This window comes from Halobaculum sp. P14 (genome assembly GCF_051195155.1).
In the GTDB taxonomy this organism is placed as follows: domain Archaea; phylum Halobacteriota; class Halobacteria; order Halobacteriales; family Haloferacaceae; genus JBNTKA01.
The window spans coordinates 330290-344169 of sequence record NZ_JBNTKB010000003.1; the positions used below are offsets into that span (position 1 = coordinate 330290).

Here is a 13880-nt window from a genome sequence, read left to right on the forward strand (position 1 = left end):
GCGGCCACCTTTATACTCGGCGAGGGCGAGCGACGTGACGTGACGCGGAGCCGCCGCCGATTCCTGACCGGCGTCGCCGGGGTCGCAGCCGCGGCCGTCAGCGCCGGCTGCGGCGGCGGACAGCGAGTGACGCCGGCGCCGGTCCAGGAGACGCCGACGGACGCCGACGGCGAAACGGACTCCCCGACCGCGTCCGCGACGCCGACGGACACGGCGACGCCGACCGACGCGCCCACCGAAACGGCGGCGACGCCGACGCGGACCCCGATGCCGGCGCCGGTCCCGCCGAACGGGTCGCTGTCGCTCGTCTCCGAGGGCGTCCAGTCGGTCAGCCGCGGCAACGACTACACCTACGTCGACTGCTACGTCGCCCTGGAGAACACCGGCGTCGCCGACGTGACGTTCGTCACGATAGAACTGCGGTTCGACGTCTACTTCACCACCATCGGCGGCGAGCGCCGGCATGTCGGCGCCGGCTACGCGACGGAGTCGTTCGACGAGGAGGACGGATTCACGCCCGGCGAGACCCGGACCATCACCTGCCGCGTCTCGTTCCCGCCCGACGGCCGCGCCAACAACTCCTACGACCGGTCGCAGTACTCGACCGAGTTCGCCTACCGCCGCGTCATCTACCGCTGACTGACGCGCCCCGACGACGACCCGATTCGCGTGCGTCCTGAGCGCCCGGACGGCGCCGCGGGTCCGGCGAAAGTCGGTCGGACCGCCACCTTGAAACCCGCGCCGCGCCCCCCTCAGTCCATGCAGGGTCGCGCCGCCGCACCCGGAGCCGGCACCGTCGTCAACGCGCTCGCCACCGGCGTCGGCGCCGCGTTCGCGCTCGACGTGGAGACGACCGCCGAGGTGCGCCTCGACCCCGACGCGGACGGCGTCGCCGGCGACATCGCCGAGGCGAGGGACGGCGACACGCGGCTCATCGAGCGCTGCGTCGAACGCGTCGTCGACCGGTTCGGCGACGGGGAGGGCGGCACCGTCCGCACCGAGAGCGACGTTCCGACCGCCGCCGGCCTCAAGTCGTCGAGCGCCGCCGCGAACGCCACCGTCCTCGCTGCCCTCGACGCGCTCGGCGTCGACGTCGCCGACGACTCGGACGCCGTTCCTGACGCCGACGACCGCGACGCCGACGTCACCTTCACGGAGGCGTGCCGAATCGGCGTCGACGCCGCCCGCGACGTGGGCGTCACCGTCACCGGCGCGTTCGACGACGCGGCGGCGTCGATGCTCGGCGGCGTCGTCGTCACCGACAACACGTCGGACTCGCTCCGCAGCCGCGAGCGGTTCGGCTACGACGCGCTCGTCTGGACGCCGCCCGAGCGCGCCTACAGCGCCGACGCCGACGTCGACCGCTGCCGCCAGGTCGCGCCGATGGCGGACCTCGCCGTCGACCTCGCGCTCGACGGCGACTACGGCGACGCCATGACCGTCAACGGCCTGGCGTTCTCCGCGGCGCTCGGCTTCCCGACCGACCCGGCCGTCGAGGCGATGCCGGACTGCCTCGGCGTCTCGCTGTCCGGCACCGGCCCGAGCGTCGTCGCCGTCGGCGACGCCGCCGACCTGCGTCGCGTCCGCGACCGCTGGGCGCGCCGCGACGGCGACACCGTGCTCACCCGGACCCGCAACGCCGGCGCCCGAATCGACTGACGCACTCCACCTGACTCACTCCCACCATGACAGACGACTCCCCCGACATCGACGACGTCCCGAACCCCGAGGAAATGTCGCTCGACGAACTCCGCGACGAAATCGCGTCCATCGACAAGGAGCTCGTCGAACTCATCGCGCGCCGCACCTACGTCGCCGACACCATCGCGTCGGTGAAAGCCCAGCGCGACCTCCCGACGACCGACGAGGCACAGGAGCAGGCCGTGATGGACCGCGCCGGCGCGAACGCCGAGCGGTTCGACGTCGACGCGAACCTCGTCAAGGCCATCTTCCGGCTGCTCATCGAACTGAACAAGGTCGAACAGCGGGAGAGCCGCTGACGCCGAGTCACGCCGTCTCGGCTTTCCGGTTCCGCCGCAGGAACCACCAGACCACCGAGAACGCGACGCCGCCGACGGCGCCCGAAACCGCGGCGACCACGAGGTCCCCGTCGAACAGGACGGCCTCGGCGCCGGTCCAGAGGCCTGTCCACAGCACTGTCACGACCGCCCCGAACACGACGGGGTTCTCGAGAGTGACGCTCGACATACCCGGTTCTGGGGCCTGCGCCGCTAATCAGTACCGGCCGTCGCCGGCCGGACCTCGCTGATTGACCCTCGCCGATTGAGCTCGCGCGGCGGTGGTCAGTTCTCCTGGAGACGCCGGATGCGTGCGCCGATTTCGGGGTGGGCGTCCCGGAGCGACTCCACGGACGTGTCGCCGTCGACGTTGACGACGTGGACCTCACCGCGCTCGCCGCCGTAGACGTCCTGGAAGTCGTAGACGACGCCGACCGCCGTGACCGCCGCCGGGACGTCGTCGCTGGCGCGTAGCAGCGACACCTGCCGGTCGACGTTGTACTCGACGAGCCGGTTCACCGCGGCCGCGCCGTCGACGCCGTCGGGGAGCGCCTCGACGCCCGGTTCGAGGTGCGGCGCCAGCAGGTCGATGCAGTGTTCGATGCCCGGCGGCTCCGACGCTCCGTCGGCCAGCGGCCCGTCGGTCAGCGCCTCGTAGGCGGCGGTGACGGCGCCGCAGCCGGTGTGGCCGACGACCACGGCCGTGTCGGTGCCGGTGTGTGCGATCGGGTACAGCACGTCTCCGGAGACCGCCTCCCCGGATTCGGTGCGCTGGACGACCCGGTTCCCGATGTTGCTGCACGTGAATATCCGGCCCGGCTCGTCGTTCCCCCAGATGTGGTCCTGTAACACCCGCGAGTCCGAACAGCACACCGTCACGACGTCGGGCCGCTGGAACTCCTGGACGTCGTCGAACCGGGAGCGGAACGCCTCGGCGTGGGACGCGTTCGCCGCGAGCAGTTCGACCAGCGTCTCGTCCATACGTCCGGGAGCAGTCGGTCGGTGCATAACTGTTGGTACTCGGGGTTGCCGCGTCCGCTGAGCGGCCGGCACGGGGCGGCGTGCACGGCGGCCGGCCGGGCCGTCACCACGGCAGGATATTTGGCGTCGCTGTGTCTGGTCTGCCCCATGTACGACGCGATTCTGGTGCCGACCGACGGCAGCGAGGCGGCGATGGACGCGGCGGAACACGCCTTCAGCCACGGCGAACGGTACGACGCGACCGTCCACGTGCTCGCCGTCGTCGACCAGGCCGAAAGCGCGTCCATCGTCGGCCGCGGCGACGAGAAACTGGAGTCGCTCCGCGAGGCCGGCGACGAGTCCACGCGCCGCATCGTCGACGAGGCGCTCGCCCGCGACGTCGACGCCGTCGGCGCCGTCGAAGTCGGCGAGCCCGACCGGACGATACTGCGGTACGCGGACGACCACGACGTCGACCTCGTCGTGATGAGCACGCACGGCCGCTCCGGCGTCGGCCGGTTCCTGATGGGGAGCACGACCGAGCAGGTCATCCGCGACGGCGACGTCCCGGTGCTCGCCGTCCAGCGCTGACCGGCCGCCGGCGTCGCTGCCGTCACCGACGCCGTCGTCGGAGAACGCAAATCAAGCCGTGCGTCCGGCTGAACTACCGTCCCCATGGAGCGCGTCCCGATTCCGCTTCGCGAACGCGAGTTCCACCACCTGCTCGTCGTCGCCGCCGTGCTCGGCGTCGGCGTCGGCGTGGTCGCGACGGCGTTCCGCGTCGTCTGGCTCGCGCTCAAACACCTGCTCTGGTCGACGCTGACCGCGACGTACTGGCGCGTCCCGGTGAGCATCGCCGCGGGCGTGCTCATCGGCGCCGTCCTCTACTCGACGTTCTACCCCGGCGCGCTCTCCGCGCTCGTCCAGCAGTTCCACGGCGAGGGCCGCGTCGAACTCGCCGACAACGTCCCCATCATCCCGGTCGGCCTCGTCGGGCTGGTCGCCGGGCAGAACGCCGGCCCGGAGGGCGTCATGTCGGTGGTCGGCGGTTCGTTCGGGACGTACGTCTCGGAGCTGTTCGGCTTCGACAACTCCACGAAGCTGCTGACGCTCGCCGGGATGGGCGCCGGCTTCGGCGCGATTCTCGGCGCCCCCATCGGCGGCGCGCTGCTGTGGCTCGAACTCCCGCACGAGCGCGGCCTCGAGTACTACGAGGCCATCATCCCGACGTTCGTCGCGTCGTTCGCCGGCTACCTCACCGAGGTCGCCCTCGGCGGTATGCGGCTGTTCCCGGTGTGGCAGACGGCGTCCATCGTGCCGCCGACGCTCCCGAAACTCGGGTGGGCGGCCGCGGTCGGCGTCCTCTGTATCCCGTTCGGGCTCGTTTACTCGGAGGCGTTCAGCCTGGTCGGCCGCGCGTTCCGCCGGCTCTCCGTGGCGGTGTACGTCAGGACGACGCTGGCCGGCGCCGTCATCGGCGTCCTCGGGTGGCTCGTCCCGCTGTCGTACTTCTACGGCGGCGCGAAGATGAACGCGCTGCTCGGCGGCGGATTCACGCTCCAGACGCTTCTGGTGACGCTCGCCGCCGTCATGGTCGCGGCCGGCGTCACGATTCACGGGAACTGGATCGGCGGCCTCATCGTCCCGCACATGTTCATGGGCGCGCTCGTCGGGCAGGCGGCCGCGCTCGTCGTCCCCGGGCTCCCGCCGGTGCTCGCCTCGCTCGCCGGGATGGCGGCGTTCAACTCCGTCGTCACCGGAACGCCGCTGTCGTCGGCGCTCATCGCCATCGCGCTCACTGACGGCGCGAGCATCACGCCGGTGTTCCTGGCGTCGCTGGTGGCGTTCACCGCGAGCCCGTCGGTTCGGTTCCTCGAAGCGGTCGGGCCTCGCTCCGAGTCGCCCGGTTTCCACGTCTCCGACGAGTGACCGGACGGCGCGGTGCCGCCGCCCCGACTCGGACCTAGTATTTCCTTATATGCTATAGTGTGTCTTATGAGGTTTGGGGGAACGCTGATATACCGCGCCGAGGTAGACCGTGCCACGATGACAGAGCAGACCATGGAGGACGTCGACCACACGCCGCCGAACCGAACGTCTGCGGCGGCAGTCTGGGAACGAGGCGGCGAAGTGACCGCGGACGTCGACGTCGACGCCGACGCGGACTCCGCGGCGCCGGCCGACGACTGACGCCGTTCACCGACCAGCGCTTTCGACTGCGAGCACCGCTCGACTGACCACGCCCTGTACTCCGTCGCGACCACTGCTTTCTGTGTTTCGTCCCGTCCAGGCCCGCCGAGCCGCGTTCTGACCCGCGTCGGAGCCGACACCGCGTCCGCCGGCCGGGCGACGCCGTCCGTGGTTTTCAGCGCCGATAGCCTCGGCGACGGGCTTTACCCCGCTCGGACGGACGGACCAGTCATGATTCGTGCCGACGGGCTACGGAAGGTGTACGGCGACTTCGTCGCCGTACAGGGGAGCACCTTCGCGGTCGACGCGGGCGAGATTTTCGGCGTCGTCGGGCCGAACGGCGCCGGGAAGACGACGACGCTCAAGACGCTCGCCGGCCTCGTCGAACCGACGGCCGGCGTCGCCGAAATCGCCGGGAAGCCCGCCGGCGACCCGGCCACCAGGACCGACCTCGGCTTCCTCCCGGAGGAGTCGCCGCTGTACGAGGACATGACCGCGCGGAGCTACCTCCGCTTTTTCGCGGACCTCTACGACGTCCCGCGGCCCACCGCGACCCAGCGCATCGAGGGCGCGCTCGACGACCTCGAACTCGACCACCGCGACCGACGCCTCGGCGACATGTCAAAGGGGATGAAACGGAAGGTCGCCATCGCGCGGTCGCTCGTCAACGACCCGGACGTCCTCATCTACGACGAACCGGCGTCGGGGCTCGACCCGCTCACGACGAACTACGTCCTCGAGTACGTCCGCGACCTCGCCGACGCCGGAAAGACCGTGCTGTTCTCCGCGCACAACCTCTATCACGTCGAGTCGGTCTGCGACCGCGTCGTCATCATGAACGAGGGCGAAATCGTCGCGCGCGGCACCGTCGAGGAGATTCGCGACGAACACGGCGACACCGCCTACCGCGTGTTCACGACGGTCCAGGTCGCCGGCGCGGAGCCGGACGGCGACCGCTTCGTCACCGAAGTCGACTCCATGGACGCCGTCGAGGAGGTCCGCGACGCCGCGGCCGCCGCCGGCGGCGACGTCGACGACATCCGGACCCGCGAGTCGACGCTCGAAGAGATATTCCTCGACGTCGTCGGCCAGCCGATGCCGGGGAGTCGCCGCGTCACCGCCGGCGACGACGCGGGGACGGACGGAGAAACCGACGACGGCGCTGACCGAGCAGCGGACGACGGGGCCGCTGCGTCGGGCGAGCCGGCGGCGTCCGCCGCGGAGGACGACGAGTGACGCCGCGGAAGCTCCTCCGCATCGCGCGGTGGGAGGTCAGCCGGACCGCCGGCGTCCTCGACCGGCGGACCGCGGTGCTCGGCGCGCTCGCGCTGCTGTTGACCGTCGGCGTCGCCGTCGCGGGCGCCGCGGCGGGCGGCGTCGCGTTCGACCGCGACATCTACGAGGTCGCCGTCTCGGAGGACAGCCCGTACCACGAACCGGTGGCGTCGTCGACGCCGCTCGAAGCCGTGCCGGCCGACGCGGCCGACGCCGACCTCTACGTCGCCGACGCGAACGTCAGCGACCGGCAGGCGACCGTGACGCACCTGCAGACGGCGAAGGGCGAGGCGGCGCTGGCGGCGTTCCGGAGCGCCGTCGCCGCGCACAACGACCGGCTGATGCGCCAACAGGACAACCAGAGCGCAGCGTTCCCTGTGTCCGTGACGCTCAGCTACGTCACCCGCGGCTCCGACCAGATCGGCGCGAGCGACGGCGGAAGCGGCACCGACGGCGGCGACGGTTCCAGCGGGGACGGAGCCGGCGACGGAAGCGGTGGAGACGCCGGCGCCGACGGCTCGGGCGGCGGCGACGCCGGCGGGCCGATGCAGGTCCCGGACTTCGGCGGCGGCCCGCTGTTCGGCGGGCAGTCGACCGGGTCGCCCGCCGAGATTTCGCCGCCGTTCCCGTTCGCGTCGCTGGTGCTCGCGTTCGCGTTCCTCGTCCCGATGAACTTCGTGATTCAGGCGTACGGCTCCACGATTCTGAACGAGCGCGTGAACCGACGCGGCGAACTGCTGTTGGTCGCGCCGGTGTCGAAACTCGACATCGTCGCCGGGAAGACGCTGCCGTACGTCGCCGTCTCGCTCGTCGCGACGGCGGTCATCGCGGCCGCGGTCGGCGGCGGCGTCCTGTCGGTCGCCGCCGTCTTCCCGGTCGCGCTCGCGTTCCTCGCGGCGACGTTCGTCGGCGCGATGTTCGCGCGGAGCTTCAAGGAGCTCACGTTCGTCACCGTCACGGTGTCCGTCTTCCTGACGACGTACGCGTTCGTCCCCGCCATCTTCACGAACGTCACGCCGGTCGCGCTCATCTCGCCGCTCACGCTCGTCGTCCGGGACCTCCAGGCCGGCGGCGCCGCGACCTCCGTCGGCGACTACCTGTTCTCGACCGGGCCGTTCTACCTCACGTCGGCGACGCTGTTCCTGCTCGGCACCGGCGTCTACCGCGAAGAGGACATGTTCACCCAGCGCGCCGTCCCGCTGAAGTTCCTCGACGCGCTCGCCGTCCGGCTGTCGCGGCCCCGCGACGTCGCGGTGCTCGCCGCGCTGTCGATTCCGTTCGTGTTCGTCGCGGAGCTGCTCGCCGTCGCCGTGCTGTTCGCGTTGCCGCAGGCCGCCGCGACCGTCGCGCTGCTCGTCGTCGTCGCCGTCGTCGAGGAGGCCGCGAAGGGCGTCGGCGTCTACGCCGGCTTCCACCAGTCACGGTTCGAACGCGACCTCCCGACGGCGCTGAAACTCGGCGCGCTCGCCGGAGTCGGCTTCTTCGTCGCCGAGAAGGCGACCGCGGTCGTCCAGCTCGTCGGGCTCGGCTCGCTGCCTCTCGGGCAGGCCGCGTTCGCGCCGTCCGGGGTGAGCCCGGCCGTCGGCGTCGCGCTGCTCGCCGCGCCGCTCCTGTTGCACGTCGTCACCGCGGCCGTCTCGGCGGTCGGCGCGACCCGCGACCGGGCGTCGTGGGCCGTGACTCTCGCCGTCGCGGCCGCGATTCACTTCGCGTACGACTTCGCGGTGGTGATGACCCTTGGGTGACTCGCCCGCGCCGAAGCCGGGGACTGCCGCCGCAGAGCGAGCCGACCGGGACCGGGACCCGCGGGTCGTCATCGCGAAGCGCGAACTCGCGTCGCTGCGCTCGGAGAAGACCATCGTGCTCGCGCTGCTCATCCAGCTGTTCGTCGCGGCGTTCTCGTCGTTCCTCGTCGTCGGGCTCGTCTCGCTGTACGACCCCGGGAACGCCGCCGGCATCACCGTCGAAACCGCGGTCGCCGGCGACGCCGCGGACGAACTCGCGGCGGCGGCCGAGTCCACCGACAGCATGGAGCCGCGGCTGTACGAGACCAAGCAGGCAGCCGTCGACGCGTTCACCGCCCGCGAAGTCGACGCCGCGCTGCTCGTCACGGAGACGCCGCGGCACGTCCTCGAAGTCAGGGTGCTCGTCCCCGACCAGGGGGTCGCCTCGACGCTCGTCGTCGTGCAGGCGCGGGAGGCGCTGCGGGCGTTGGAGCGCGCCGAGCGCGCCGACCGCGCCGCGCACCTGACGTCGACGCCGCTGGAACTGCCGCCGCGCGCCGGCGCGTCGCCGTACTTCGGGTTCACCTACACCGTGCTGGTGCCGCTGCTGCTGTTCCTCCCGGTGTTCATCACCGGGTCGGTGACGGTGGACTCGCTCACCGAGGAGGTGGAGCGCGGCACGCTCGAACTGCTCCGGGTCGCCCCGGTGACGCTCACCGACATCGTGGAGGGGAAACTGCTCGCCGCCGCCGGCCTCGCGCCGGTGCAGGCGGCGCTGTGGCTCGCGCTGCTGTCGCTGAACGGCACAGCCATCGCCCCCGCGTCGAGCGCCGTCGGCACCGCCGCCGGCGTCGTGTCGCTGCTCGGCCTGACCGCCGGGCTGGCCGCGCTCGTCACGGCGCTCGGCGCCGCCGTCGCGCTGGTGTCGCCTGACCGCCGCGCCGCACAGACCGTCTACTCGCTCGGCGTGCTCGGCCTGTTCGGCGCCGCCGCGCTCTCCCCCGTGAACCCCGCGAACGTCGCCGCGAAACTCGCGGTCGGCTCCGCCGACACGTCGACGTACCTCGCCGTCGCCGCCGTCGTCGCGCTCGGCGTCGCCGGCGTCGCGGGCGCCCGCACCGCCGTCCGCCGCTACGGGCTGGACTGACGGGCGCCGCGCGAGGCCGCTTCGACCCCGGTTCGGGCCGATTCTGGTTCGCGCCGACTCAGGGCACGAGCGCGTCGACGACGGTCTCCTTCTCGCAGACCAGGTTGTACGCGCCCTCGTCGTCGTTCCACAGGACCAGGACGTTCTCGAACTGTAACACGGCGCCGTACGGGGCCTCGCTGAGGTCGCGGTTCAGCGACGACTCGCCGGTGAGCACCGCGTAGTGTTCGAGGCGTTCGGAGCCGTCACCGACCTTGAACAGCGGGTTCGCATCGCCCGACGCGAGGTTCTGCGAGAGCTTCACGGCGAGGAGGTTCACGCGGTCGGTGACGTGCGCTTCCGAGTTCGCGAGCTTCGCGTGCCGCTCGCCGCTGGCGACGATGGGGACGCGGCGCTCGCCGTCGGTCCGGAGCACGGCGTACGAGAACTTCACGTCCGTGTTGCAGAAGGCGCCGGGCTCCTCGTCGTGTCTCCGGTCGGCGGCGTCGTCGAGGCGGCGCTGGAACCCCGGCGTCTCCAGGGCGGGCCGGTCGTCGAACGACCAGCCGCGGTCCGACGGCTCCTCGCCGGGCCACAGCCGCAGGTCCGGCGCGTACACCGTCACGTCGCCGTCGGGCGGGGCGACGCTGCGTTCGACCGACCGGAGCTGCGTCGACGTGTTCAGGTCCGCCGGCGCGAGCAGGACGCAGGCGCCGTCGTCCGCCATCGCGTCCAGGTACGTCTCGACGACCGCCTCCGGGTCGTCGAGCTCCGAGAGCACGTTCCCGAACAGCACGAGGTCGACGGCGCCGACCGACTCCGGGTCGAACGCCTCGGCGGTCGTCCGGTGAGTCGTCGTCCTGACGTTCCGGCGCGTCTCGTCGGCGAGCCGGTCGAACACGTCGGCGTTCGCGCTCGGCTCGACGGCGTGGTAGTCGACGAGCGCGTCGTCGGGCAGATAGTCGTGGACGCCGAGCATCGGGCCGCCGACGCCGGCGCCGACGTCGAGGACGCGGAGCTGCCGCGGGAGCAGCCCCCGCTCGGCGAGCGTGTCGAGGACGTAGCCGACCGCGGCGTAGAAATCCGGGAGGTGATACACGCCGTAGCCGAGCGCCGCGTCCGCGTCGTACTCCACGTCGCGGCCGCGGTAGTAGTCCTCTTTCATCCGCCGGATGACGTCGCGCAGTTCGTCGCCGGAGTCGCCGGTCGCCCACTCGCGGCCGAACCGCTCGACGAGCAGGTCCTCGAACGCGTGCGCGTACCGCTCCGGGAACGCCGACGGCTGCCAGCCCGGCGGGTCGACCGGGTCGTCGTTCGCCGGGACGAACGTCCCGTCGTCGCGTTCGAACAGCCCGAGGTCGTACGCCTCCTCGCGCAGCGCCCGCCGGACGACCGCCGGATGCGGCTGGTCGGGGAGGTACTCGAATATCTCGTCGGGGTCGACGGGCCGGGCGCGCCGCAGGTACTTCGCGGTGTCCCGGAGTGCCTCGCGGTCGACGGCGCTCATCGGCCGGCTCCGGCGTCGCCGCCGCCGTCCGTTCCCGTTCCGCCTGCCGAACCGGACTCGCCGTCGTCGGCGTCGCGGTCGCCGTCACCGCCACCGTCGCCGTCGAACCGGGACGCCGCGTCGACGCGGTCGCGGACCTCCGCGAACAGTTCCTCGAAGGTGTCGCGGTCGGCGTCGGCGAGCACCTGTGCCGCGTCGGCGACGTCGTCGGCGCCGCCGAACGCCTCGCGGATGTCGGCGTACGTCGCCGGGTGCCCCTCCGCCATCGTCGCGGCGAGGTCGGTGAGCCCCGAAGAAACCGGGGTCTGGAACCGGTCGTCGACGTCGTCGGCAGCGAGCGCGTACGACAGCACCGCGGTGTGCGCCGCGGTCTGAACCGTCTCCATCGCCTCGTCGTGCTCGGCGGCCGTCGTCTCGAAGACGTCGTTGCCGGCGGCCGTCAGTCCGTCGCGGACGCCGTCGACGAACGAGCCCGCGACGCCCGGGACGTAGGCGACCCGGCCCGGCGCGCGCGGCGGCGCGAACAGCGGGTGGAAACTGGCGTACTCGCCGTCCACGTGCTCCTCCATCGCGGCGAGCGGCTCCGCCATCACCCCGGAGACGTCGACCATCGCGCCGTCGGCGGCGTTCGGCGCGTACCGCTCGACCGCGTCCGCGACGGCCGGCATCGGCACCGCGAGCGCGACGCAGTCGAACGACTCGTCGGTGTCCGCCGGGACGACACGGCCGTCGACGACGGCCTCGGCGGCGTCCATCGCTGTCTGTGGGTTCGTGTCGGCGAAGGCGACGCGGTCGACCGCGGGACGCAGCGTCCGCGCGAGCCACCGGCCCATCTCACCGGCGCCGACGACGAGCAGCTTCATGGACGTATGCAGCCCGACCGGCCGTGAAAGCGTATCGGTTAGGTGAGTCGCGTCGACGCCGGCGACCGTCCGCCGCCGCCGTCCGTTCGCCGGTCAGTGCCGGACGAGGTGGTACGTCGTCCCCCACAGGAACGCCAGCGCCGAGGCGAGAACGAGCGCCCCGGCGAGTTCGCCGTCCAGCGACCCGCCGAGCGCCGCGGCGAGCGGCGCCCCGACGGCCCTGAACACGGCGGCGACGGACGCGTAGTTGTTCGCCAGGTAGGTGTCGACGACGGCGGCGAAGCCGACGCTCGCGAGCGCGCCGAACGCGTGCGAGACGCCACTTTTCAGCGGCATGGTCGGTGCGGTTCGAGGGTGCTTCGGCTGTGTCCGGGAGTCACGGTCGTCCACAGCGGTGGCGTGCGGGGACGAAAAGGTTTCGACGCGCTGTCAGGCTGGCCGGCTCCGTCGACAGCGGCGTCGCGGTCGCGGTCGCGGTCAGTCGACGACCAGTTCGACGGGGTAGTCCGTGAGGTTCTCGTGGCCGTCCTCGGTGACGACGACGATGTCCTCGATGCGGATACCGCCCACCGCGGGGTCGTACAGGCCGGGTTCGATGGTGACGACGTGCCCCGGCTTCAGCTCCTCGCCGCGGGGATTGACGCCCGGCTGTTCGTGGACGTCGAGGCCGACGCCGTGGCCCGTGGAGTGGATGAACCCGGTTTCGGTCGTCGGGTCCGACCGCAGCGTCTCGTAGCCCGCCTCCTCGTAGGTGTCACAGACGACGTCGTGTACCTCCGCGCCGGTGACGCCCGGTTCGACGGCGTCGAGCGCGCGCCGGAGCGCGTCGTGGGTGACGTCGTACCGCGTCCGAACCTCGTCGTCGGGGTCGCCGCGGAGGAACGTCCGCGTCATGTCGGCGTGGTACTTCGACGCCTTGTCGCGCGGGAAGATGTCGACGACGACGGGCTCGCCGGGTTCGAGCGGGCCGCTCCCGCGGTTGTGCGGGTCCGCGGCGTCCGCGCCGCAGGCCACGATGGTTTCGTCGAGCGCGCAGCCGTGTCGGAGCAGCGTCACCTCGATCTCCTCTCGGACCCGCTCGCTGGTCAGCGGCTCGCCGTCGTGGACCAGAACGTCGCCGTCGACGGCCGCGTCGGCGATGAGCGTCTCCGCCGCGCGCATCGCCGCCTCGTTGGCCTTCTGGGCGGTGCGGACGTGCTCGACCTCCTCGTCGGTCTTCGTCGCGCGGATGTCCTCGACGACGTCGTCGGTGTCGACCGCGACGTCGACGCCGCGGTCCCGGAGGCCGTCCGCGACACCCACTGGGAACCGCTCCGGGACGACGGCCGCGTCGACTCCGAGGTCGTCCAGGAAGGCGGCGTAGGTCCGAACGGTCCCCTCGGCCTCGCCGTGCTCCTCGACGCGGTCGACGTGGTCGTACTCCGCGAGGCGCGCGACCGTGTCCGCGCGCGACTCCTTTTTCGCGCGGCCGTACTCCAGTCCCGACACCAGCACCGCTGTCTCCGCGTGCGTGTACGCGGTGAAGAACGTGTCGGGGGCGTCGAACCCGGAGAGGTACAGCTGGTTCGAGTCGGAACTGTCCGAGTCCAGACAGTACGCGTCCGCGTCCGCCTCAGCCAGCAGCGCGTCGAGCCGCGAGAAGTCGGGCGTCATCTGTCTCGGTCTCGGCCGCGCGGCCGCAAAGTCGTTACTCATCCGGCCGGTTCGGCGGGGAGTTGCTGCTCGCAAGGCCCTGTCTGCCGTCTGACGCTGGAATCCGTCTGGGATGTCGGGGACGGCACGGCTCAGTGTGTGAACGTTTGTCCCATGAGTCGTCGGCACGAGGCGGCCGCGAGACGACGGCCTTTTGTATGAACCTGCATTTGGTAGTGATGTGAACGACACGCCGCCCACCCGGGCGGCAGGATGAGGATTCCGCCCCTGCGGTCCGCCGCAAGACGGTATCTGATGTTAGCCCCGATAGCTTGGTGACATCTGGCTGATACAACGGTGTCACCAATCGACCCGCCACCCCCTGTCCGTCAGGACAGGAACATTCCGGTTGATCCTGCCGGAGGTCATTGCTATCGGAGTCCGATTTAGCCATGCTAGTCGTACGAGTTCATACTCGTGGCAGATAGCTCAGTAACACGTGGCCAATCTACCCTACGGATCGAGATAACCTCGGGAAACTGAGGCTAATCTCGAATACCGCTCCCACGCTGGAACGCCGGGAGC

General features: G+C 71.5%; 15 protein-coding genes and 1 rRNA gene. 10 read left to right on the forward strand and 6 right to left on the reverse strand.

Features of this window, described 5'->3' with window-relative positions; all coding sequences use genetic code 11:
- Positions 1–39 precede the first annotated feature (39 nt).
- From ACQUS7_RS08685 to ACQUS7_RS08695, 3 genes are all read left to right on the forward strand, one after another.
- Positions 40–639, forward strand: coding sequence for a hypothetical protein (locus ACQUS7_RS08685; RefSeq protein WP_435146376.1), 600 nt, complete (start codon positions 40–42; stop codon positions 637–639).
- A 120-nt stretch (positions 640–759) separates the two neighbouring features.
- Positions 760–1659, forward strand: coding sequence for a shikimate kinase (locus tag ACQUS7_RS08690; RefSeq protein WP_435146378.1), 900 nt, complete (start codon positions 760–762; stop codon positions 1657–1659).
- A gap of 26 nt (positions 1660–1685) precedes the next feature.
- Complete coding sequence (locus tag ACQUS7_RS08695; protein WP_435146380.1) at positions 1686–2000, forward strand: chorismate mutase; 315 nt, start codon at positions 1686–1688, stop codon at positions 1998–2000.
- A gap of 7 nt (positions 2001–2007) precedes the next feature.
- Here ACQUS7_RS08695 and ACQUS7_RS08700 read toward each other — a convergent pair whose 3' ends face one another.
- Positions 2008–2208 (reverse strand): hypothetical protein, encoded by a 201-nt coding sequence (locus tag ACQUS7_RS08700; RefSeq protein ID WP_435146382.1) that lies wholly within the window; start codon positions 2206–2208, stop codon positions 2008–2010.
- A 95-nt stretch (positions 2209–2303) separates the two neighbouring features.
- Positions 2304–2999, reverse strand: a complete 696-nt coding sequence (locus tag ACQUS7_RS08705) for a carbonic anhydrase (protein ID WP_435146384.1) — start codon at positions 2997–2999, stop codon at positions 2304–2306.
- Positions 3000–3146: 147 nt separating this feature from the next.
- Between ACQUS7_RS08705 and ACQUS7_RS08710 the strand changes: the two genes are divergently transcribed.
- From ACQUS7_RS08710 to ACQUS7_RS08735, 6 genes are all read left to right on the forward strand, one after another.
- Complete coding sequence (locus ACQUS7_RS08710) at positions 3147–3569, forward strand: universal stress protein (RefSeq protein ID WP_435146387.1); 423 nt, start codon at positions 3147–3149, stop codon at positions 3567–3569.
- Positions 3570–3653: 84 nt separating this feature from the next.
- On the forward strand, positions 3654–4907 hold the full coding sequence (locus ACQUS7_RS08715; protein WP_435146389.1) for a chloride channel protein: 1254 nt from the start codon (positions 3654–3656) through the stop codon (positions 4905–4907).
- A 117-nt stretch (positions 4908–5024) separates the two neighbouring features.
- Positions 5025–5168 carry a hypothetical protein gene (locus ACQUS7_RS08720; protein WP_435129810.1) on the forward strand — a complete coding sequence of 48 codons (144 nt, stop codon included), beginning with the start codon at positions 5025–5027 and terminating at the stop codon, positions 5166–5168.
- A 231-nt stretch (positions 5169–5399) separates the two neighbouring features.
- Positions 5400–6404 (forward strand): ABC transporter ATP-binding protein, encoded by a 1005-nt coding sequence (locus tag ACQUS7_RS08725; RefSeq protein ID WP_435146391.1) that lies wholly within the window; start codon positions 5400–5402, stop codon positions 6402–6404.
- A complete protein-coding gene (locus ACQUS7_RS08730) occupies positions 6401–8188 on the forward strand; it encodes an ABC transporter permease (RefSeq protein ID WP_435146393.1) in 1788 nt (595 codons plus the stop codon). Before ACQUS7_RS08725 ends, ACQUS7_RS08730 begins: the two co-directional genes overlap by 4 nt.
- Positions 8189–8258: 70 nt before the next feature.
- Entirely contained in the window at positions 8259–9314 is a 1056-nt protein-coding gene (locus tag ACQUS7_RS08735) for an ABC transporter permease (RefSeq protein ID WP_435146410.1), read from the forward strand.
- Between the two features lie 58 nt (positions 9315–9372).
- Here the strand turns inward: ACQUS7_RS08735 and ACQUS7_RS08740 are convergent, their stop codons facing one another.
- From ACQUS7_RS08740 to ACQUS7_RS08755, 4 genes are all read right to left on the reverse strand, one after another.
- Positions 9373–10800: a small ribosomal subunit Rsm22 family protein gene (locus ACQUS7_RS08740; protein WP_435146395.1), complete on the reverse strand. Its 1428-nt coding sequence runs from the start codon at positions 10798–10800 to the stop codon at positions 9373–9375.
- Positions 10797–11663 carry a prephenate dehydrogenase/arogenate dehydrogenase family protein gene (locus ACQUS7_RS08745; RefSeq protein WP_435129798.1) on the reverse strand — a complete coding sequence of 289 codons (867 nt, stop codon included), beginning with the start codon at positions 11661–11663 and terminating at the stop codon, positions 10797–10799. The genes ACQUS7_RS08740 and ACQUS7_RS08745 overlap by 4 nt, the downstream gene beginning before the upstream one ends.
- A gap of 93 nt (positions 11664–11756) precedes the next feature.
- A complete protein-coding gene (locus ACQUS7_RS08750) occupies positions 11757–11999 on the reverse strand; it encodes a hypothetical protein (RefSeq protein WP_435129795.1) in 243 nt (80 codons plus the stop codon).
- Positions 12000–12140: 141 nt separating this feature from the next.
- Positions 12141–13316, reverse strand: coding sequence for a M24 family metallopeptidase (locus ACQUS7_RS08755; RefSeq protein WP_435146398.1), 1176 nt, complete (start codon positions 13314–13316; stop codon positions 12141–12143).
- A 381-nt stretch (positions 13317–13697) separates the two neighbouring features.
- On the opposite strand from ACQUS7_RS08755, the gene ACQUS7_RS08760 reads away from it, so the two are divergent.
- Positions 13698–13880 (forward strand): 16S ribosomal RNA (locus ACQUS7_RS08760); the annotation flags it as partial.